Origin of the sequence: Bacillus sp. SIMBA_026, assembly GCF_046535335.1 — a bacterium.
GTDB classification, from domain to species: domain Bacteria; phylum Bacillota; class Bacilli; order Bacillales; family Bacillaceae; genus Bacillus; species Bacillus velezensis.
In genome coordinates, this window is sequence record NZ_JAWRWX010000002.1 from 955,666 (window position 1) to 977,616 (window position 21,951).

The 21,951-nt window shown below is 37.1% G+C and carries 18 protein-coding genes and 1 pseudogene; 3 read left to right on the forward strand and 16 right to left on the reverse strand.

Annotated elements, in window-relative coordinates; all coding sequences use genetic code 11:
- Nucleotides 1-62: 62 nt before the first annotated feature.
- Nucleotides 63-1,080: pseudogene (locus SB847_RS15625) on the reverse strand (FUSC family protein).
- 320 nt (nt 1,081-1,400) lie between these two features.
- Here SB847_RS15625 and SB847_RS15630 point away from each other — a divergent pair.
- Both SB847_RS15630 and SB847_RS15635 read left to right on the forward strand, forming a co-directional pair.
- Entirely contained in the window at nt 1,401-1,955 is a 555-nt protein-coding gene (locus tag SB847_RS15630) for a hypothetical protein (RefSeq protein ID WP_059367470.1), read from the forward strand.
- Between the two features lie 58 nt (nt 1,956-2,013).
- Nucleotides 2,014-2,175 (forward strand): hypothetical protein, encoded by a 162-nt coding sequence (locus SB847_RS15635; protein ID WP_017418518.1) that lies wholly within the window; start codon nt 2,014-2,016, stop codon nt 2,173-2,175.
- A gap of 552 nt (nt 2,176-2,727) precedes the next feature.
- Here SB847_RS15635 and SB847_RS15640 read toward each other — a convergent pair.
- The 12 genes from SB847_RS15640 to SB847_RS15695 all read right to left on the reverse strand — a co-directional run bounded on the left by SB847_RS15640 (nt 2,728) and on the right by SB847_RS15695 (nt 18,938).
- A complete protein-coding gene (locus SB847_RS15640) occupies nt 2,728-3,390 on the reverse strand; it encodes a hypothetical protein (RefSeq protein ID WP_088461919.1) in 663 nt (220 codons plus the stop codon).
- A gap of 95 nt (nt 3,391-3,485) precedes the next feature.
- Nucleotides 3,486-5,579 carry a hypothetical protein gene (locus SB847_RS15645; protein WP_410564301.1) on the reverse strand — a complete coding sequence of 698 codons (2,094 nt, stop codon included), beginning with the start codon at nt 5,577-5,579 and terminating at the stop codon, nt 3,486-3,488.
- 241 nt (nt 5,580-5,820) lie between these two features.
- Nucleotides 5,821-6,837, reverse strand: a complete 1,017-nt coding sequence (locus tag SB847_RS15650) for a DUF4365 domain-containing protein (protein ID WP_410564303.1) — start codon at nt 6,835-6,837, stop codon at nt 5,821-5,823.
- 863 nt (nt 6,838-7,700) lie between these two features.
- Nucleotides 7,701-12,077: a coiled-coil domain-containing protein gene (locus tag SB847_RS15655; RefSeq protein ID WP_410564305.1), complete on the reverse strand. Its 4,377-nt coding sequence runs from the start codon at nt 12,075-12,077 to the stop codon at nt 7,701-7,703.
- A gap of 4 nt (nt 12,078-12,081) precedes the next feature.
- Nucleotides 12,082-12,834, reverse strand: coding sequence for a DUF6063 family protein (locus SB847_RS15660; RefSeq protein WP_410564307.1), 753 nt, complete (start codon nt 12,832-12,834; stop codon nt 12,082-12,084).
- Complete coding sequence (locus SB847_RS15665) at nt 12,806-14,401, reverse strand: hypothetical protein (protein WP_410564309.1); 1,596 nt, start codon at nt 14,399-14,401, stop codon at nt 12,806-12,808. Before SB847_RS15665 ends, SB847_RS15660 begins: the two co-directional genes overlap by 29 nt.
- A gap of 8 nt (nt 14,402-14,409) precedes the next feature.
- Nucleotides 14,410-15,486: a Wadjet anti-phage system protein JetD domain-containing protein gene (locus tag SB847_RS15670; RefSeq protein WP_410564311.1), complete on the reverse strand. Its 1,077-nt coding sequence runs from the start codon at nt 15,484-15,486 to the stop codon at nt 14,410-14,412.
- Between the two features lie 240 nt (nt 15,487-15,726).
- Complete coding sequence (gene rlmH, locus SB847_RS15675; protein WP_410564313.1) at nt 15,727-16,206, reverse strand: 23S rRNA (pseudouridine(1915)-N(3))-methyltransferase RlmH; 480 nt, start codon at nt 16,204-16,206, stop codon at nt 15,727-15,729.
- A gap of 80 nt (nt 16,207-16,286) precedes the next feature.
- Nucleotides 16,287-16,457 carry a CxxH/CxxC protein gene (locus tag SB847_RS15680; RefSeq protein ID WP_004393147.1) on the reverse strand — a complete coding sequence of 57 codons (171 nt, stop codon included), beginning with the start codon at nt 16,455-16,457 and terminating at the stop codon, nt 16,287-16,289.
- Nucleotides 16,458-16,551: 94 nt separating this feature from the next.
- The gene (locus SB847_RS15685; protein WP_194249657.1) at nt 16,552-16,725 is read right to left on the reverse strand and encodes a hypothetical protein; all 174 of its coding nucleotides are present in this window, start codon (nt 16,723-16,725) and stop codon (nt 16,552-16,554) included.
- A 289-nt stretch (nt 16,726-17,014) separates the two neighbouring features.
- Nucleotides 17,015-18,178, reverse strand: a complete 1,164-nt coding sequence (locus SB847_RS15690; protein ID WP_410564316.1) for a hypothetical protein — start codon at nt 18,176-18,178, stop codon at nt 17,015-17,017.
- A gap of 10 nt (nt 18,179-18,188) precedes the next feature.
- Nucleotides 18,189-18,938: a hypothetical protein gene (locus tag SB847_RS15695; RefSeq protein ID WP_342019230.1), complete on the reverse strand. Its 750-nt coding sequence runs from the start codon at nt 18,936-18,938 to the stop codon at nt 18,189-18,191.
- Nucleotides 18,939-19,119: 181 nt separating this feature from the next.
- Here SB847_RS15695 and SB847_RS15700 point away from each other — a divergent pair, with 181 nt between their 5' ends.
- Entirely contained in the window at nt 19,120-20,100 is a 981-nt protein-coding gene (locus SB847_RS15700; protein WP_410564319.1) for an aldo/keto reductase, read from the forward strand.
- Between the two features lie 29 nt (nt 20,101-20,129).
- Here SB847_RS15700 and SB847_RS15705 read toward each other — a convergent pair whose 3' ends face one another.
- Genes SB847_RS15705 through SB847_RS15715 form a run of 3 tightly spaced genes read right to left on the reverse strand, consistent with a single transcriptional unit; the run spans nt 20,130 to nt 21,887 of the window.
- A complete protein-coding gene (locus SB847_RS15705) occupies nt 20,130-20,603 on the reverse strand; it encodes a GNAT family N-acetyltransferase (protein WP_410564321.1) in 474 nt (157 codons plus the stop codon).
- Between the two features lie 47 nt (nt 20,604-20,650).
- Entirely contained in the window at nt 20,651-20,785 is a 135-nt protein-coding gene (locus SB847_RS15710) for a hypothetical protein (protein WP_007407881.1), read from the reverse strand.
- Nucleotides 20,772-21,887 (reverse strand): response regulator aspartate phosphatase, encoded by a 1,116-nt coding sequence (locus SB847_RS15715; protein WP_410564323.1) that lies wholly within the window; start codon nt 21,885-21,887, stop codon nt 20,772-20,774. The genes SB847_RS15710 and SB847_RS15715 overlap by 14 nt, the downstream gene beginning before the upstream one ends.
- Nucleotides 21,888-21,951: the final 64 nt, after the last annotated feature.

A 21,951-nucleotide genomic window follows, 5' to 3' on the forward strand; every position in this document is an offset into this window, starting at 1 on the left:
CCCCCGCTTTTACCTGATCATATCTGCATCTGTATATCCGTATTCTTTTTTTCCGGAAAACATTACAAACGCTTCAGCAATTTCTTCGTTTCTAAAAAAAAAAGAGTCTTTATAGACCTTATGACCGGGCGGCGGGTGCGACAGCATGTCGGAACGGAGAGATTCCAATAACACGCTCTGTTCCTTCTGTTTCCAATTGTCTGTTTCACCCTGCTGTATTCCTTTAAAACCCGCAAAGTATTCACTTAACACTTGTAAATCATTCCCCAGCTCCCTTTTGTCACTTGAAGATAAAGCTCCTTCTTTTTCCCATTCTTTTAACGTTTTCACTATATTTGATAGATACTCAAATCCGGCGTTCAACTTTTGCATCTCTATTTGATAGCTTGAAATGATGTGTTTATGTTTTTTTCTGACAGGGTTGAATTTTAAGCTGTCAGAGGCTGTTTGCAGCATCTCTTTTGCCGTATGCAGCTCCTGCAGAAGATTGTTCATTTTATATTCCATAAGGTTCCCTTTTCCTTGTCCCCACTCTGATTGAACCCATTTGGAGAGGTCTGAAAGTGTGCCGGAAAGCTGACGAGCCAATGTTTGAAAAGAGTCCGCTGCCTTTTTTGTGTAGTCCGGCGGAAAAAGGAACATGTGAACCAGAATGGCGATGATGACGCCGATCACCGTATCGATGATTCGGTCGAATGCATAATCTTTAGAGTTCCGTTCAAACGTAAAGACCAATAAAATGGTGAGCGCTACCTGATGTAAAACCGTTACATCTATTCGTAGCCACTTCGCAATGTAAGTACCGCCTAACAGGAACAGCCCCAGCATCCAGCCATTCATTGGCAAGTGACTGACAAGATAGGACGTTAACATGATCCCAATCGCAGTTCCCGCAATACGATGAAAAGAAAAGCGAATCGACTGATCTATCGTTGGCTGCAAACATAAGATAACAGATAGCGGCGCTAAATACGGGTGATCAGAGCCCGCCAGTTTTGCCGCTTCCCAAGAAACCGCAGAGGCAATCGCCATCTTCCAAACCAAAGATGATTTGTTTTGCATTTTTTTATTTTTCTTCATCATACTCCCCCTCCTTTCAGGAACCTTTTCCACTAGGTTTCCGTGACGGAAAGGGATTTATACTGTTGTAGGGAAAATGTGAAAGAAGCTGTTGTTTGCAATAAAGGTGCTTCTCTGAGCTCTTCTTTACGGTTTCTACCCTCCTTGATAACTTCGCATCAGATATGAACCCTGCTCTCCTATGACTTTCGAAGGGAAACATACAAACCTTGTTAGTTAATGTGATGAAATTGGGTGAATTTTTTATCATTTTATATGGTAAGGGTTTAAGAAGCAGAAATGCCTTTGTTAGTATGGCAACCAAAGGAGGAGGATCAATTATGCAAAGCAAAATGAAGCTAACCGCAGTGAAACTGGCAGCCTTGGTATTCCTAGCAGGTGCCTTTGCCCTCCCGGTTTTACCCCATGCTGCGGCTGCCGCAGAATCCCAAGCTACATACAAAGTTGAAAACCTCAACGACAGTGAGCTGAAGATGACGTTCAATCATGCAGATGTTCATATTGACGCTAAAGGCAAGGCAACCCTAAAAGACAACATAACGGGCGAGGAGCAGGCTCTTCCGAAAAGCTCCACTGACAAAAATGGTGAACCTGTTACACTGAAATACGAAAAAATCAAAAATGGCGTTTTAGTCAAAGTCGTAAACAAAGACGCTGGAAAAACGAGCGGTTCAATCAGCACCCAATCAGTCGGGAAATGTATTTTAGGTACTGGCGGCGGTGCGGTAACTGGAGGCGGCACACTCGGTCTCGCAGGAGCTGCTGTAGGAACAGTTACAATACCCGGCATCGGAACAGTAGGAGCGGGTGCCGTTGGAGCAATTACCGGCGCTGTTGGCGGCGCAATGACAGGAGCTGCCGCATCTTGCTTTTAACCATGAAGAAAAAGGGGCCCGCGCCCCTTTCTTTTACTAACTATGGAAGGTGGTCGACATGTACAAAATCATCATTCCTTCAATACTAGCCATCTTCATTCTCTGGATACTCTTACAGATTTCCCTGGAGATAAACATCGTTAAGAATCCATTGAATTATTTTATTGTATTCATTGTCTTCTTTCTCTTTATAAAGATGGTGAAAGAGAAGCAACAGTAGGTTGCTTCTCTTAGCTGTGGAAACCGGATTTGTAGTGGAATCTGGTTTTTTTGTGTTTTATTCACTATAAGTTAACAGGAGAATTCACAGTAAAGCGAATATGCTGACAAAGCCGACTTACTAATCAAGTATCTCTGCTTAAGGAATTCTATTTTAAAAATTCATAATGAACATTTGAACACTAATCGTTTCTCTCTTAGTTTGTTCCAATATATCTAGGAAAGACTATATTGGCGGTTGATTTTTATTAATTTGTTATGCAAGTTAAATAGGATAGGATATTACTCTTAAAATAAATATAATAGAAACTCAGCTCATTGTGTCATAAAGATAATAAATGTAACACCCTTGTGTATTCTTTTTGTTTTCAACTAAGGAACAAGTTCATAATGTATATCTATGATCAATAGGAAGATTCTGTTAACAAATATTGTTGACCAACTAGCCCGTTAAAACTTTTGACATTTATAAATTCGCTAATTAACTTATCTTCCGATCAAATATCTTTATTGTTTGTTCCTAAATTATATTTAAATCAATAATCTTATGTTTCTATTCTGCCTGATAAATGTCGAAAACTACATACGGGACTCCAGCATCAATTGTATGGTCATATGTATATAGATGATCATTATTATTCTCGCATTTACCTAAACTTCTCTTGAATTTATTATCATAATAAATGAGAACTTTTCCATTACAGACTGGACAAATTCCATATTTTTTTATTTTATAAATATCCCCGTCTTTATCAATTAATTTAGGATTCTTTGATTTATAAAATACGCCATTGATTTTTAAATCTAAATACTTTTGTTTATTATCAACAGCATATATCAGCATGGCGGCACCACATAAAAAGAATAAAAATGTATAATTAGATTCCGTAATAAAATAATCTATTAAAGTAACTAATGCTGATATAATTGATAAAAAACCTGTAATTTCAAATTTGCGTTTAAAACTATTTAATCCACCAATAACTTTTCCATCAATATGTTCACTATATCTAACCACTAACTCATTGTTATCATTTATATAATTAATATTATCAATATAGACATCTTGTTTGCCGTTATTTCCCACCCCTACATTTATACTGTTGTTTCCTGTTGTTATCTTATTAAAAGTATTATTATGAACTAGAGCATGGCCGCAAAAAGGACAAAAAGTATAAGAGTTAGTTATAGTTTTCCGACATATTTTACACTTCATCTATAACCCTCCCCTTTCAATTTAAAATCAGTGTACTCGTATCCTATGAACTACTACTTTTTAAAATACATAGACTATAATAGTCATGTGAATATTTAAGTTTCATTTGAAAAATAGAGAACCTCTGCCTTTTCAGTTAACTCGTATATCCTACGTTGAACACCGTTTATCACTTCATTTCCCTTTCTTATCAATTCAGCATTTTGAAGCTTTTCACTTCTTTTTGAAACAAGTTGATGGGAGCAATCCAATTCCCTAGCTATCAATGAAGCATAAAGATTAGCCTTTTTATTCTGGCTAAGGACATGAAGGATATCTAGTTCAATTTCAGGTAGGAGCTTTTCTCTCTTAATACCTTCAAATAAATTTTCATCCTTAAATTTAAAGCTTTCTTTAATCGTACCAGTGTTTTTACACCCCAAGTAACACATCATTCCAGTTTTATGCAAAGTATCATATTCTGAATATTGGTATTCATAACCGCATTCTGTACATACAAAATGCTTTTGTTCAATTAAATACTGCTGTAGTACTTTATCGTAGTTAAAATGGCGAGAAATAAAGTACTTTCGATATTTTGTGTGACCTTTAGGTCTACCAAAGTTTATATTTTGTTCCCTGCACAAACCGTAGTTTATTGCATAAATACTTATTACAATACCGTCTCTGTCAGCTTGTTCATAATACTTACTTACAAAATAGTTTAATTCCAAAGAATGTAGGAATTTTTCGTACTCTTTATTTATAAAGAAGTGGCTAGAGGGAATCTTATTAGTTGGAATCTTATTAAACAACTCAGTGTCTTCATTTCTTAAATGATTTTTCAAATCTTTCGCTTTTTCAGTTAATAAATTAACTAGTATTTGTTGAGAATATCTATCTAATTTTTCGTCAAATGCTTCTTTCAAGTAATTAGTCTTTTCAAAGTAATACTTTATTTGGTTTTCGTAATACTTTTGTGCAGCATGTTCAATCAGCGATTTTGTTATTTTTTTATTGTAAATAATTGCACTTTGGTAACAATAATGTAGTATATGACCTAGAATACGAGGAATATTCATAGTAGCTTGAAACATTAATTCAAGATAGCTTTCCCATGTATTCTCCTTATCTATTTGAAATATTTCTACCATTTCAGCATTTAAATAGTACTTGAATCTTGCCTCTAACAGCCTATTGAGAAACTCAGTAGCTTTTTTTTCGAGTTCAGGTAAATCTTTGACTTTATATAACTCATAATAATCTAGATGTATTTCATCAATTTTTCCTTTATCAATATCGCCATAGAAGATTCTCTTAGGATAAGCACCTACCTTAAAACGGATAAATTTATCTGACCAATTGTTCAAAGGAGCAAGTAATGTATTAACAAATATTTGTTGAGCCTCATAATCAATTTCTGAAAAATCGTCCAGTATTATATGTAACTTTTTTACTCCGTAATTCTTTAATGCTTCCGTTATATTTGATATGAAATCTGTTAGATTGAAATGCCTAAGAAGAGTATGGGAATATTCATCTTGGACTTCATTAGCACCAGAATTTTTTTTACGAACACTAGAACTTCCTTTAACTTTTAAATTTGTTGCTGTTGCAGTAGCTGAGAGACTTCCTTCATTCTCATTTGATGTTGCCACTTTTTCAGTTGTGTTAACAGTTTTTAAAATATCAGTAGTTTTATAAGTAGGTTTTGAGGTTTCTTTTTTTATGTCCTCTAATTTGGAAAGAAGGATAGCTAAGTCCTTTCTTTTCCAAAGTCTAAAAAGAGCATTCTTTTGTTTAAGGTTCTTATTCACTTCTTTTAATAAGTCGCTTATTACTTCATTAATAAAACCTTCATAAAGCAGAATTTTTTCATAATAATCTGAATCCTGATTTAGTTCTTTGGCTTGGGACTTACCGTATATTGTTTTTACATCAACATATGCGGAAATCTCACTTTTACTTTTACGAAAATATTCTTGGGCCCTAGCAAAAATCGTGGACTTTCCTGTTCCTTTTCTTCCCACCAAAAAAACAGTATTATCCTGTATAACTTGACTAAGTAAACCATCGTTTGGTAAGGGATCTACATATAACTTCTCAACTATATTTTCATTTTGCTCATCATCCCATAATTCTGCTCTTTGAGCCAGCTTCAATGAGTTAACCATTAATGAAAAGTTTTCTGTAATATTTGTTTTAAACAAAGTCATACACTCCATTGTGAAATTTTACCACCGTTTAATATTATATAGTTTATAATACAATTTGTATATCAATATCCCATTTTGGATTTGTATAAATACTTTCTTTCTGGTCTCTCGAATCGTAAAAGAGTTATGTTAGCTGATAAACCAGATACAAAAATACTTTTTTATTGAGGACACCATTACAGATTGTAAACACCTACTCACATAAGGCTCTTCGTGATGTATCTATATGTGCGGTTTAGTTATCATACTTTTTTATTTTATCTCTAAGCTTATCCAACTCATTTGTAAGTTCTGTATAATTCCCAAAAGGATTATCTTCACAACTCATTTCATATAAAAAAGCTAAGAGATTTATTTGGTACTCTAAAAGCTCTTTATAACTCTCCTTTAAATCTTCTAATCTTGAAACTGTTAACTTATCTGATTCGAAGTCTATTATTATGCTATTAACTTCTTGCTTCAAATCATTATAACTTTTTCCTGATAGAAGAAATCCAGTATTAGTTTGGAAATTAGATACCCATTTCCTTGCTGGTAAATTGTGAAATAATTTTATTAAGTATTCTTTAGACTCAGACCAACTATCTTTTATTTCTTGTATTAAATGCTCAATAATTGTCTCGTAATACCCCTGAATTTCCTCTATTGAAGGAATAATATTTTGTAACAATTGAATTGAGAAATCCAAATCTAAACTTTCGTTATTTTCCAAGGCACTACTTAATCTCTTTACTAGTGATCTAGCTATATTTAAATGATTCGCTACGTATAAAATAATACTTTGAATAAACTCTTTAGGTAATTCTGTAGTTTGTTTATTTATCAAATTAGTTTTGGGAATTTTAATATTAACAGTCTTTTGCCCTTGAATCTCACTTATTCTTTCATTCAAATCGATGATTGGATTACACCAATAACAATTTTCAGTGGCATTATCCACTAGGAATAAGAACGTTGTATCATTTTGTTGATTCCAATAATTAATAGTAGTGACGCTTATTTGTTTTGTAAAATAATCTTCTGTACTCTCGATATCTAAACTTGCTGTCCCTTTACATTGAATATTAAAGAACTGATTTTTAGGTACTCCATTTTTAACTATTTGCCCCCTCATATCGATTCCCAAATCAATAGATTCTTCATGAGGATTAATAATTGCAAATCTTTGCAAAGATGCTTTTAAAATATCCGCTGCAATATTTCCTGTTTGTTTATTACCAGCATACTTAGGTAGTTTGTAATCAACAACCATATCTATAACTCCTTTAGTTTAAAATTTAGTCCAATTGGTATAGCGTAAAGTAGAAGTTAAAAGGCGAGCACAGTTTCAAATTAAAAAAAGGAATACAACTTTGCTATTTTTAAATTCTGTTATCTTAACAAGACTTTCAGGAGTCTTAAGATGTTCCTTATCTGGGTTTATGCGAAAAATACAAATGATTCTAAGCCCTCACTAATGTATTTTGTGTAAAAATCAGTAAGCTTTTTTGGGTCTTCTTTATCGATATTAAAAGTATGTATAGACATATCTTGGCTTGGATTATATATGCCATACAAATTGTTCGCCTTTTAATTTTGCTATTTCATGATGAATTTCATCTTTAAGTCGTTCAATATTATCCTTAAGATAATTCCTATCAATACAGCCTTTAGCAACAGTTGCATGGAATAGACCGATTTTCCACACCCTTACTAACTACTACGACAAACGGTTGAACTTTTGTTTCTCCCAAGTCCCACAAACATAGTACTTAAAACTTTTTTTGTCCCGTCTTTCAGTTTATTTTTATTCGCCCAATGACCATTTCTGTACCACATGCCGGACTTCATGAGGTCCGTGAGTGGGAATTCACTATCTCTTTATGAATAGTTGTATCCATCACCAACACTCTTTTATTAATTGTTTTTATCTTCGTTTATCAGATGGATTCGATTTTGTATATATTCTGAAAAGGTCATTCTCCATACATCTGCTTATGATAATCCGAGTCGCTTTCCTAATCGGTTAGTTTCTCTTTCATTTCTTGTTCTACTCGTATGTTAATGGCTACTTTCGACATATTTGAAACCTCTAAACCCTATATATAAAGAGGCCTATATGGCCCTCATAAAATATTAATCATGCTCATAAGCATACAATCCGAGTGATACTCCTTTTTCTTTATGTTTCACTTGAAGTAGTTCAATACCAGCTGTATTGTAATAGCGATTGCTCATAACACATTCAAAGCGAGAACGAATGTCTTCGTTGTTATGAGCCGTTAAACAAAACAGTTGTATTTTACTCTTTCTAGCTAGTTCCATTATTGGTTTTACTACGTGTTCTGATGAAGCTTTACCAAAGGGATTATCTGCAATAATGACTTTCCAAGAATCGTCACTGGCGTTTACCTTTTTACGTAAATACGTTACAAGTATCATAAACATAGACATATAAGAACTAAATTCTTCTCCACCAGACCATTTAGAAACTTCATCCCAAGGTTTCCAGTTTTCTGCACTGGTTGTCATAAGAGTTTTTTTTCGTGGTTTATAGATACTTACAAAGCACTTCTTGATAGGAGCAATTTTATCTAAAAGTACCACGTTGTCCAGTTTTTCTACTAGGTACCCATTCATTTCATTTTCTGGTTTGTTCTCTCGTTTCATTCTTTGTAAAGTTTCAAGTATTATTTGAACATGATAATGTAAATTACCTAGAGTGGTTTCATCATTTAAACGGTCCCATCTCATTTTAATCAATTGCAATTCATGGCCAAATACTTCTACTTTTGAAAACTTAGGTATTTCGGTTACATTTTTATAAATGGATTCTACACGTTGGAAACATAATTCTACTATTTTCACTTTATCCTTTTCACATTCTGCAATCTTTCGATATAAGTCTTCTTCAAAAGCATTAATGGTGTCAAAGATGCGATTAAACGATTCTAAAATAAAATCAAAATTAAATAATTGGTCGCTTGTTTTCAATTTTGAAAAACCATTTGCAAATTGTTCGGTCTTCGGGTTATTAGATTCTTGAATCTTATTTACATAAGTTTCAAATGATAGATATACACCTTTTTTGCTCTCTTCTAACTTTTCCAACTTTGTTGAGTACTCATTAGAATGGGTTTGTGCATATTTTTGATAGGTTTTTGACTTAGCAATGATTTCTTCTTCAGATATTAATCCAAATCTTTCAAGATACAAAGGCAGATTTTCACTCTGCATGTGTACCATAGCTTTTTCAGCATCTATTACAGAATTCTCTAATAGTGTCTTCTTATATCCAAGTTCCTTATTGATTGTCCCCAGTTGTTCTTTTGACTGATTGTAGCGCTGGAATTCCTCTTTGTGCTGCCACTCATCATAAAGAAATACTTCTTTTTCATACTTGTCTTCAATTTCTTTCTTATTGGAATCTAATTGTTCTGTTTTCAGTCTAATATTTTCTTTTACTTCTCTCTGTTTAAACTCACATTCCTTTACGGAGATAGATAGTGTGTTTGCTATATCTTTTTGTTTAATAATGGATTCTTCTAGGTTAACTTCTTCAGCATAAAACCCTTTTACTTCTTCTAGAGTAAATCCGATATTATTGATTCGTCTTTCGGATTTACCAAGTTCAATAATTTTGTCTAAATGATTTTGTTCAAGAAGACTTTTCGCTTGGTCTTTATTAGAGTATTCTTTTTGAACTGCATTAAAACGGGCCACGTACTCATCTTTTTCTTCACTGGTATAGCAATCAGAAGGTTCGAGATTCTCGTTCAATTGGTGTTGTTTTCTTTCTTTGTCAAATCCACTCATAACAGATTCAATGTTCCGCTTCTTATCCTTCAGTCTATCTAATGTATCACGTAGCTGTATTAATTCTTCTTCACAAAGATTTATTTTTGTCTTATATTGGTCATATTGGTCTTTTAGATTTTTTGCTTTTTCAACTAACTCTTCGGGATTTGGATAAAGCTCCATAAAGCTTTGAAGATGCTTTATATGAGACCTTCTTGTTGTTAGTTTTACTTTTTCATCTAAGATAAACTCACTAATTGATTTGTTCTCATTTTCTAATATCTTAATTTGTTCGTTTGTATCTTTAATTCGTTGATGAGAATCTTTTATATCGCCCAATAATTTCTGAACAGCTTGCATGTTGGATTCTAGGAATGTACTAGGATAACTAGTATGGAATGTTTCTAATTTGGTTAATATTTTATTGAAATTATCAAGAGTGGATTTTGCAAAAGTTAATTGTTCTTTATATTGAGAAAGCTCTCTTTTTAATCCTTCAATAATTTCTTGGATTTTAGCTCTGGATGCGAACCACTGAACATCTAACTGATGATAGAGATATAACTCATTATATAGCGGGAAAAGTTCATTTTTATTTGCAACTACTGCTTTCGTTTGAAGTTGAAGTTTACTCTTTACATAAAACAGTAAGGGTAAGTTTAACAGTTCGTTATTCAAACTTTTCAAGGCTTTTTTGAGCTCAGATAAGTTTGCTTCTTCGACTAATAACGTATAAGGAAGCAATGGATAGGAATCAAGGTACTGATTTTTCATTTCTTCATTAGAAATTTCCGATAGCCATTCACTACCTAACATGGTAATGACACCTCTTTGTTCCAGATGTTGTTGAACCTCTAATAAAGTTTCATTCGGAACAAAGAAATTGTGTGATTCCCATAGGTTAAGTTTCTTGGTTAAGTCATGAATATTCTGTTTAATTTTATCTATTTTTTGTTCTGCTTCCACTCTCGAATACTTATAATAACGAAGAAACTCCTCCATATCTTCAAAGATGTTTTCCGTACTTTTCCCATCCTCTAAAATAAGTGAGAGTAAAATTTTTTTCTCCCTTTCGAATGTTTCTTGTTCAGATTCTAATAAAGAGATTTGGTTTTTCTTGCTTTGAACTATTACACTTTGACTCGTTACAAACCCCCTTTTTTCCGCCATTTCTTGTTCGTTTAATTTGCCTTCCTCTTCTTTTTTAATAATGGTAGCTGAAGATAGTTTTTGTTGTTCATCTAGTGACTTCAACACGATTGATGGATGATTTCCAGCTTCTTCTCCTAATTCATCTACCAGTGTTTTTTTATCTTTTTTATAGTTATTTAGGTGATTGTTTGCATCCTTTAACTCACTAAATAAATCTTGTTTATCCTTTCCTAATTGTTTTCGTTCGTCATCTTTAAGATTAATTTCTTCTTCGTTATATTTGATGTTTTTGTTCTGCTTAACTAAAGCAAATTGTTGTTCTTCAATGAGGAAATTTAACGCTTCTGTTAAGAGTTTTTTAGATTCATTTCTTCTTTTTTCCAATTCAGGCTCGCTTGCTGCTAAAGCAGACAACTCTTCTGTTAGTTGTAGTACCTTCTTATGAATACCCAGATAATCCGCATATTCTTTCTTTGCTTCCAGTTGTCTTAATAATGATTCCGCTTGTTTTAGTTGAGCTGTTTTCGTTTTGAGTTTATTTTCAACCGTAGTGAGTTCTGTTTCTTTTGCTTCGATTTTTTGCTTTAAGGTATGAGATTTATAACTATCAATTTTCCAATCCGCCTCGTTCATTAAAGATTGGTTTTTCTTAATATCCTCAATTAAGGAAACGATTTTTTCTTCCTTGTAAAAAATTTGAAGTTCAATGCTTTTCTTAAGCGTAACTACATGCTTTTGTGTTTCCATAAAGGATTTCTTTTTCACTTGAAAATCTTCCACTGCTTTTATCATATCTTCTGCAGAATTTTTTATCCTTTGGAAATCCTCTAAGTCTCTTTTCATATCCGGAATACTTAATAAGTTCTTACTGTATTCTTTAAAGTACGTTTGGATTTCTTTTTTCTTTTCTTCGCTGTCAAAGATGGTGTTTTCCACTTCTGGGATAAGAAGCTTTACTAATAGGTCATACGTGCTGGATGCAGTTTTGAAGTAATTATCTACCCCACCTTCATCCCCGTTAATCTTTTGTATCATCTTCCATTCTTCTTCAAGAAGGTGGAATCGTTTTAATTCCTTTTTATAATCACGATTTACGTCAAAAATACGAATATCGTGTTGTCTTAAAAATTTCCGGTACTCATTTAATCTTGTTACCTTCCCGTTTTCTGTGGTAGGAAGGGTATTGATGTTTAAAGTGTCTCCTCTGTTATAGGTGAACAGATACGTGAAATAGTTTAATTCTTCTGCTTTGGTTTCCCCATTCATATAGGTAAACCCCAAACATAAATATTCATATGGAAGATTCTCTCCATCCAATTTCCATTCCGTAATAATATAACCAGTTGTTCCTTTATACACCACTTCTTTTAACAAGCGTTTACTTAAATTGGAGTTAGGAAGGATGGTTTGAGTAATTAGTTGAATAAAGCTCGTTTTTCCTCCACCGTTTTCTAAGATAAATAGAGCATCTTTAGCGTTTGGTTCCCACAAGCTGTTTGAGATGATTTTCTTCCCTTCATCTAATTGGATATTGGTCATTCTTACTTTCGTTAGTCGTGGCATTTCATCATTCCTCCTCTTCTCCTACAGTGCCTTCTTTTGTTACTAGCAATAGGTCATGAATTTTGCTTTTGTTCGCGACATTGTGATAATAATGACTGATAATATTTTTCATTTTATTGGTAACAGAAATATTGATATGTTCTCTTATTCTGATAAGTTTTTCTTTTTCTAAGAAGCTCAATGTCTTTTCAATATACATCCGTCGATTATCTTTTGTTCGGATATGGCTTGTAGCCCCTTCTTTAAAGTCGGCCATTCTGCCCCAAGCTTCTATAATCCCAGCCACGTCTACATCATATTTATCACTTAATTCCTCTAATTTCTCTTCGCCTAGTCGTTCATACTGCTTGATGTATCCATTCATTTTATCCAATAGTTCTTCCATTGGGAGATACATCCGGTCAGCAAACTCCATATCATATGGTTGCTCTAACTCTGATATTAAAATGAACAGAATAAAGTAGAATAGATGAATTTCTTTGTTGTCCTTAAAGCCTAATTCTTTCTTTAAATCCTCATTCGTATAAGACATGTTTTCGTTCTCGATCTGTGGCACCATTTGAATAACGCCATCTTGTTCATCCAGAAAAATCATAACTTTCCCTGTAGGTTCAATTACTTTCCGTATAAAATCTTGAACGACTCTTCCCTCATACCACTGAAAATATTCATCTTCTTTGCTTGTAAGAAACCCTTTTTTACTCAAGGCCACATACAAACCGAACCCTTTACTCACGGTATCTTGTGTCCACTCCATAAAAGTCACCTCTTATAATTAACATATCTTTATATTTCATAGTTCCGATATAGTGGGATTTATCTGTTTCTAATAAACTAAAGGACCCTATCTCTTGCAAAGTTGATAGTTCACTTGATAATCTTATTAGCATTCGATTAATCTTTTTATCATCCGGGAGGTTTTTCCACACATCTGAAGTCACTTTTTCAAAACGATTGTATTCGGACTGATGTAGTTCTGCAATTAACCCTAACAGTGGATCTGGATTGTATAGAATATCCTCATAAAGACTTACATCTTGGGTTTCAATCATTTGGAATACATCACTTAGTAAATACTTGTCCTTTTCCACCAAGTGTTTCAATAAAGCGGTTATACATCGATATTCTTTGTTTTCGATTTCTTCTTTTTTCCTCGCCTCTTCTTGCTCTTGCATTCTCTTTGTTTCTTCGTCTACTTCCACAATTTCTTCCTCTTTTAGTTGTTTTTGTTTGTATCTTTTTTGAGGAGATATTGCGAGTAATGGGTTAAAAATTTTATGATGTCTCAATGGAAGAAATGGTTTAGAAATTGCATTTAACACTTCTTCTGTAGCAGGAGTTTCTATTAGTTCTCTTAGAATTTCTTGTTCAAAATCTAAATGAACCGAAAACGCATGGATAATGGAAGATTCGAGTGATTCGCTCATAATATTTTGGGTTTTTTGTTTTTCGGTAAATAAGGATTCGTGTAGGCTGATTGCCTGAAGTAATTTCCCTTCAATTTCTTGGATGATATGAATTCCTTTTTGTTCTTTTTCTGTTAATCGGCCTTCATGATATTCATCAATTTTTTCTTCAACCAAATTTTGCAGATCCTTGAATTGCTCTCTTTCTGTTTTTAAGGTTTCATCTATTCTTTTTATCATAGCTTCAAGTTCAGAACGTTGAGAAACACCAAGAGCATCTTTGATGATAGTAGACTGTAACTTTTTAATCCGCTTTTTCTCATCCTCTATCAAAGTGTGCATTTCGTGAATTCTTCTTAAAGCATCGGTGAAGAGGCCTTTTTCAAATTGTCGTTTGAAGAATAATTGAGAAATAGTAATTCGAAGCTCTCCAAATACTTCTTTGGTTTTGAATAGCAGCTCCAACCCCATTGAAGTTAGTGTGAAATCGTCTAGGCTATCTTCTCTATCACTAAAGACGTTCGTGCCTTCTCCATATTCAATCAGATGAAAATAATGAGTTTTCTCTTCTCTTTTATCGAAATCGTAATACGTAAATGTGTGAGCTTTTCCTCTGTTTCGAAGTTTTTTAGAAACCAACCAATCTTCGAGCTCGTCCGCTTCTGCTTTGGTAAAGTCTTCATTCCAGTATCGTCGGACCACTTCTAAAATGACATATTGCAATTCTTCTTTTGTAGTGTTTTTATTAAATGCTAGTTTGTTTTCGAGCATATAAAGAAGTACATAGAGAGCAACCGTAGGAATAGGTAATTCTTTAAACTTCATTGGTTGTTCCAATCGTAGGATGGGTGAAAACATCGCTATATGCTTCATCCGCTCGTTAAAACCTTCTAGCATGGATTCAATGTTCCTGTTCAAAAAGAACCCTACCTCCTTTCCCCTAATCCACGAAGAATCGCTAAATTCAACCCTTCTTGCGGAATATATGTTTGAACATTTTGAATAATTTTGGTGTATTTTTTGAGTTCATCTATATAGGCCCATTCAAAAAAAACTGAAAATAATCTTAATGAATCGTCAATAATGGTTTGTTTCAATTTTCTTTCGATGGTTCTCGTTAAAGGTTCATGGCCGTAACAATTTAACAGTTCGATATAAAAAGGAGTAAATGGTTTTATTCTGTTGTCTATTTTGATCAATTCGGAACAAATATGAATCCCTCTTGCATCTAAATCCCCAAAGTAATAGACTTCGTAATCTTCTAGCTGGTATTCTTCTAAGAAATAGTAGCTTCTTTGTATCTTATCCCCTTCCCCGTATATCACCATATCAAAGGTAATTCCGCTCCATGTGTTAATACCATCCATCATTAACTCTTTTACAGAATCGAAGGTATCTCTATTTTCAATAATCAAAATGGTTTTTGGCTTTCTGGAGGGGTCTGGTTGGTACTCTACAAAAGGTTCATAAGTTCTTCGACAGTTTAAATCCGATAGAGTGAGTCCTAAATTGGTTAAAAATTTTATTCCTTCTTTATCTAAAAGGAACTTTTCATTTCTGAATAGTTCAAAGGAACGCTCATTTGCTTTAAACAACTCCTTTTTGGTATCACTGTTGTTTGTAAGAAATGCATGAACTCGATCTATATAGAACTTCCATTTTTCAAATTCTGCTTCATCATAAAAAGCAGTCATATTGAACAAGGGATAGTTGGTCATTAACTTTTTAATATGAGTGGGATTCGTTCTTCTTTCTTGTTTTACTAATCTATATTCATTAAATACAGGTGGGGTCTGATGATTATGCCCTCTTGCTTTTACTGGTTGAATTTTCTCTTCTTCTACCATATTCTTCAACGTAGAAGAAAATCTAAAATATCCACCATCGTCATCATACTCTTGTTTGAGTATTGTTTTAAGATATTGTTCAATATCCACCGTTTTCACAAAGGTCTTTCTATATGTATTCATATATTCCATGACAAATGTTTCCCATTTTCTCATTAAAACACCTCAATTAGCAGTATTAAATATTATTTATTTAAGAATTCTAAATATCACTTGTAAAAACAACCTTAATATTCCAATTAAGATTGTTTTACTATAAATGCCTAATTCGCAAACAGTTTTTCGGTTCCATTATGGAGAGTTTTCTAAAAAACAATTACTAATGCAATGAAACACGGGAGTTAATCACCTATTTATTACCACTAAATTATTTAGAATGTTAATAAATAACCTCATCTACTTATGATAAGGCTCCCCACGATTAATCCGAAACGCCCGATAAACCTGCTCCACCAAAATAAGCCGCATGAGCTGATGAGGAAATGTCATTTTTGAGAATGACAGTTTGTCGTCTGCCCGTTTCATGACGGCGTCGCTTAGGCCGAGTGAGCCGCCGATGACGAAGGTGATTTTGCTTTTTCCATATGTCGCCAGCTTATCTATTGTATCGGCCAGTTCTTCGGATGTTTTCATTTTTCCTTTGATGGCGAGAGCGACGACGTGGGTGTCCGGGCTGATTTTGGCCAGGATGCGTTCGCCTTCTTTGTCTTTGACGATTTTCATGTCTTGGTCGCTCAGGTTTTCCGGCGCTTTTTCGTCCGGGAGTTCAATGATGTCGATTTTTGCGTAGGCTGAGAGTCGTTTTTTGTATTCTTCAATGCCTTGCTTGAGGTATTTTTCTTTTAGTTTTCCGATTGTCACAATATTGATATTCACAGGTCATCCCCACTTTAGAAACAAGTTATTCATATATATTGTCCACAATTGTGGATATCTTTTCTGTATTTTGTGTAGGATCATTCGTTCCCTACTAGATATGTTGCAGTGTCCCCACATAATTCACAGGCTGTGGATAAACTGTTAGTATGTTCGATTTTTCTGATTTCGGGCGGAAGCTCATGATCATCTATGTACATGTCCAGCACGGTTTCGATATGTTCTTCACAAGAATAATAAGCGGTTTTCATAGTTACGTCCTCCGGTTTTCTTTTGCACGCGGCAATTGTTCTCTTTTCAATATAACCTATTTATACACATGTTAGTAGTGCTTCGGGCTGGGTTTTATCCACAATTCGGCAAATCACGCGCAAAAAGAGCCGGTGTTTTCAGCATCCGGCTGTTTACGTGTTTTCTCTTTTTTCTAAGCGAAGGACGAACAGAATTCCTAATAGACACGCCAGCAGCGTACAGCTCCGGCTTTCCGTCATTTAAAAACGCGGGAAGCTTTTTCTTCATCGGCTCCCTCCTAAATTCCTCTATCTCTATGTTCGGTCGGCTTTTCTCTTGTTATATAGCCTTATCATGAGGGTCACAACGATATATACAATCATAATCAATGCCCCGTTACTCACATCAGGGTATCCAATCAACATATTCATTATGACAAAAACAATGGTTATACAAATGACGGACAACAATAAGAAGATACTGAATGATTTCAAATGAACCCCTTCTTTCTTGCAGTAACGTTTCATTATAAAAAGCTTACCAAAAGCGGCAAGCTCTTCCGAAATGTTTATACTCTTCAAAACCCACCCATCACCTGCACATCGTACAGCTTGAGATGGCTTTTCGGCGTGACGATGTTTTTCAGGTTTGGGATGGTCCGGTCGTTCAGCTTTTTGCCCGTTTTCAGGTCGAAGGATTCGATTTTGGCGGGCTTTTTGTAGCTGTATGTGAACAGATACAGCTTTCCGTTTTGATGCGTCAGTTCTTTGAAGTCGGCTTTCATTCTTGATGCGGGGAGCTTGAAGGCCTTTTTGCTTTTTCCGGTCTCAGGGTTGATGCGGTAGACGGTTCCGAAGCCGTCAACGAAATAGAAGCTGCGCCGCTCCATGAAAAAGCTTTTTTTGAAGCTGAACGGCATGGAGTCATAGATCGTCTGTTCGTCATTTTTATAAGCGGCGATGTCATATGTTTTGATGGCGCCGCTGTTTTTCATGACTTTCACCATTTGATAGATGTGATCTGCTTTTTCCCCTCTGGTGACAAAGCAGATGGCGCTGTCGTCCGCGGCGAGCTGGGATTCGACAGACGTGCCTTCTTTATACGTCCATGTCGCAATTGATGTTGTATGGAGCTTTTCTTTATCGGCCTGAATGTCTTGGATGTGATAGCCTTTTTCGTCATCTGTCGGCGTGAGCGCGAAAAGATGATCTTTAAAAAAGCCTGAAGCGCGGATGTAGTGCGGAATGACGTCTTGCTTCCACATGCCGTCAATCTGGCGGTACAGCTCTGAGCGATAGCTGCCGCCGCTCTTGTCGTAGCCCGAATTATACAGCGTGTAAAAGCCTTTCGCCCGCTCGATATATCCCGCGCTGTCTCCCGTATGCTGGTACGCTCTTTTATACGTGTGAAGGCCGCCCTGAACGGTGTAGATTCCTTTTTTGTCCTCCAGCAGCACGCTTTCGTCATGCACTTTGGCCGATCCGAGCTCAAGCCCATTCATGTGATAAGAAGAGAGCCGCCCTTTTTCATCGGGGAAGAGGGCGTAGCTTTTTCCGCCGCCGAACGTGTCTTGGTCAGCGGCAGTGGAGAAATACAGCAGCGCCTCTTTATCTTTCAGAAAATCAGGGTCATTTAATGTGTCTCTCGCAACCTCCGCAGGATCTTCCGTGCGAAAATAGAAGAAGCATAAGACCGCTGCGGCGGCGATGATCACTAAAGGTATCCAGATGATTTTTTTCACGTTATTCTCCTTAGTGAATGGTCAGAATCGTGGTTGTGTAGGACGAGCTTGTGATGTCGCGCGGATATACGCCTAAGCCGCCGTTAGAGTCGATATCAATCCCCGCTTTTAAAAGGAATGCCGACCACAGCAGTTTTGAGCAGTTTTTGGCGCCTTCATGGCCCGTATTTCTGTTATTGACGAAGTTGAAGGAGTATTCATCACCGACTCTTGATACGGCCCAGTCAGCGGCGGCTTGTTTTTGGGCATCAGTGACTTTCACGGTCTGGACGATTGAATTGTCTTCGACTTCTCTGCCGTTATAAGCAATCTGGCGGACACCGTCTCCCGGCACGGATTCAACAATTTTATCAGCGGATGAATACATGCCGACATGCCCGTGGTTGTAATAAGCCGTGTATGAGTTCGTGTAATAAATATTGCCTTTTGTGCTTTTCGGAAGTTTTTTTGTGCCTGATGATCCGCCCATTGTAGAGAGCCCCTCTTTGGAAGCGATTACATTTCCTTGCACCTTGTCTGCCGTGATTTCTTGATGAAACTGCTTGAGAATTGCTTCTGTTGAAACGTGCTTCTGTTTGGCAAGCTCTTTGGCGGATTGGAGAACGTCTTGAGGAGTCGTGCCCTGCTGAAGGTCTGCGATTTCTTTTGCGTAGCGGGCTGCTTCTGTTTCTTTCGCTTTTACATTCAAACCGGAGAACGACAGAACCATGGTGAATGACAGGGCAAACGGGAGGACGGCTTTGAACAGCTTTTTACACATTGACTTCGCCTCTTTTCTTCGAGTATAATTTTTCCACATTTTCATTATATGACGAAATTGTGATAAAAAAATATACAATTTACAGATTTTTAAAAATTTTATAACAATATGTAAATCTTATGCATAAATCATTTTCAAATATCAGGAAATCCGGTTATCATACAAGAAAGGGGGAGGACATATGAAGGACAGAACGATCGGTTCGATGCGGGTTTCCGCAATGGGGTTAGGATGCATGGGCATGTCGGAATACTATGGCAGCCAGAGTGAGGAAGAGTCGATTTCCACACTGCATCATGCCGTTCATCTCGGCGTGAATGTGTTTGATACGGCTGATCAATACGGATTGGGTGCGAATGAAGAACTTGTCGGCAGAGCGCTCGCCCCATTCAGAAAGGAGCTGTGCCTCGCGACGAAATTCGGTTATGTCCGAAGCGAAAAGGGTGAGTTTATCGAAATTAACGGACGGCCCGATTATGTGAAAAAAGCGTGTGACGCCAGTCTGAAACGCCTTGGGACGGATTATATCGACCTTTATTATCTGCACCGGGTTGATCCGCGGGTGCCGATTGAAGAAACCGTCGGCGCCATGAAGGAGCTGATAGACGAAGGAAAGGTGAGATATATCGGATTGTCAGAGGCTTCCGCAGAAACGATCAGGCGCGCCGTCCGCATTCACCCGATTGCCGCGCTTCAATCGGAATATTCTTTATGGAGCAGGGAAGCGGAGGAGCATGTGCTGCCCGCCTGCCGTGAGCTCGGTATCTCATTTGTGCCTTACAGTCCGCTCGGCAGAGGTTTTCTTTCCGGAAAGATGACGTCGACCGAGCAGCTGGATGCCGATGATTACAGAAGAAGAACGCCGAGATTCCAGGGAGACAATTTAGCGGTGAATATAGGACTCGTCCAAAAACTTACCGCCATTGGCCGGGAAATGAATATCACCGCGCCACAGCTTGCGCTCGCATGGGTTCTCGCAAACGGCGATGATCTCATTCCGATCCCGGGCACAAAAAAGAAACACTACTTGGAAGAAAACCTCGCCGCTCTCGACATTGTGCTTCCCGAGGATGTGAAGGCGCAGTTGGATGAGATGTTTCCGATCGGCACCGCGGCCGGCGAGCGTTATCCGGAACACATGATGACATTGTTAGATGAATAACAAAAGAGGCCCAGCGTGCGGGCCCCTTTTCATGACAGCTTTTTGCTCATGATGACATCCGTCTCCAGAAATCCCGTCTTCTCATACAGCTTCCGCGCCGTTTCGTTATGAGCGAACACATGGAGAGAAATCTTGCGGACACCCAGGTCTTTGGCTTTGTCCTCCAGCCTTGCGAGCGCCTCTTTTGCATAGCCTTTGCCGCGGAAAGGCGGATGAAGGCCGAAATCATAAATAAATGCGTCCTGCTGCGGGTGTTCCGGATCGGCGTGCAGCCACAGCCAGCCGGCATTTTCCTTTCCGTCCAATGTCAGCGTCCATAAATAGTGATCGGCCGTCTCCAAGCCGTCAGGAAGCAGGTCTTCAAACGCCAGCTTCGCTAACTCCGGCGCTTCGTCAGGCAGCCACGTTCCCGCTTTTACCTTTTCTTCAGCGTAATGCTTGGTTGAATGGGCGAGATAGGACTGAAATTCTTGTCCTGTCATCGGCTGCAGCGTGATAGCCATTGAATCACTCCTTACAAAACACGGATTGAAAGCGGTATCATGAAGTATTATCCGAAGGCTCCGTTTTCCGCCGGTTTTATGATTTGTTCGGCTTGTGCCGTTGAACCAGTTTGCGCAAATAATCCAATCGAAATGAGACTTGCCAAGGCTGCTGAGAGTACAATGAATTTACATGTTTTCATTACGAATCCCCTCCGTTAATCTCAAAATTTGGTCATTGGCATCAATTGATTCTTGAAAATACTTCGCCGCCAATTTGTAATTCTCCTGTTTTTTAAAATGCGCCGCGGCCTGATACGACAAATCGGAAACGTCACTCCACAGCTCTTTCCTTCTTAACTCGGCGAAAGCTGATTCAAGCGCTTCTTCACTCTGGTCAATAAAGACATGCTGTAAGATGCGCAGCTTTTGGGTGTATACGGGCTCGTTTTTTTCTTCAGCGACATTCAGCGCTTTATGCAGCCAAAACCGGCCCTCATCCGTCTGTTCCTGTTTCAATAACACTCTGGCCAGCATGTACAGACTCCGCACCGAATATGCTGATTGCAAATGCTCCTTTTGATCGAGAGCCGTTTCAAACTCGATCCGCGCCTCCTCAAGCTTTTCCTGTCTTTCATAGCAAATGCCTGCGTTAAAGTGGGCAAGCGCCTCAATATGCGGATCGCCCGCTTTGGCGGCTTGATGAACCGCCGTCTGCAGGAGCTCTTCGGCTTTCTGATAGTGAAACAAGTCCATTCTGTTACAGCCGATCACCATTAAACACTGTGCTTCTCTGACCGCGTACATTTCATTGGCTTTGTAGATCTCCAACGCTTTTTCCGCGTGGTTCATCGCAAAGTAGTTTTGGCGGATTTCATAGTAGGCAATCGCCACTTGATAATTAAACTCGGCTCTTTCAATCTCATTTGGTATGTGCCGGAGCCTGCTTTCAGCAATCCGGTAAAAATTAATGGCGTTCATAAACCGTTTACGGTAAAACTCGTGCATTCCGGAAAAGAAATAATAATAGTATTGAATCATCTGGTCTGTTTTTTCTTTATCGGCGTTCAGCTGGATCGTTTTTAAAATGCCGTCTGTTTTCTCATACTCTTCCATCAAAAGCTTATAGCGGGAATCAATTAAATTAAAATAAAGGAGCACCGTTTGATTTTGTGTCATATTTTGCAGATCCGTAAGCAGTTGTTCTCTTAACGCCTCAGCCGATTCAGTGTTGTGCTTTTTGATTTCCTCATACCAGTCACTGATTTTTTTCGCAACTGTTTCGTGGGCCATCACTTCAGCCATCTGTCAGGACACCTCCCTTTCCCATTTTGTGTAATAAATATATCATATTTACAGGTCTAAAAAG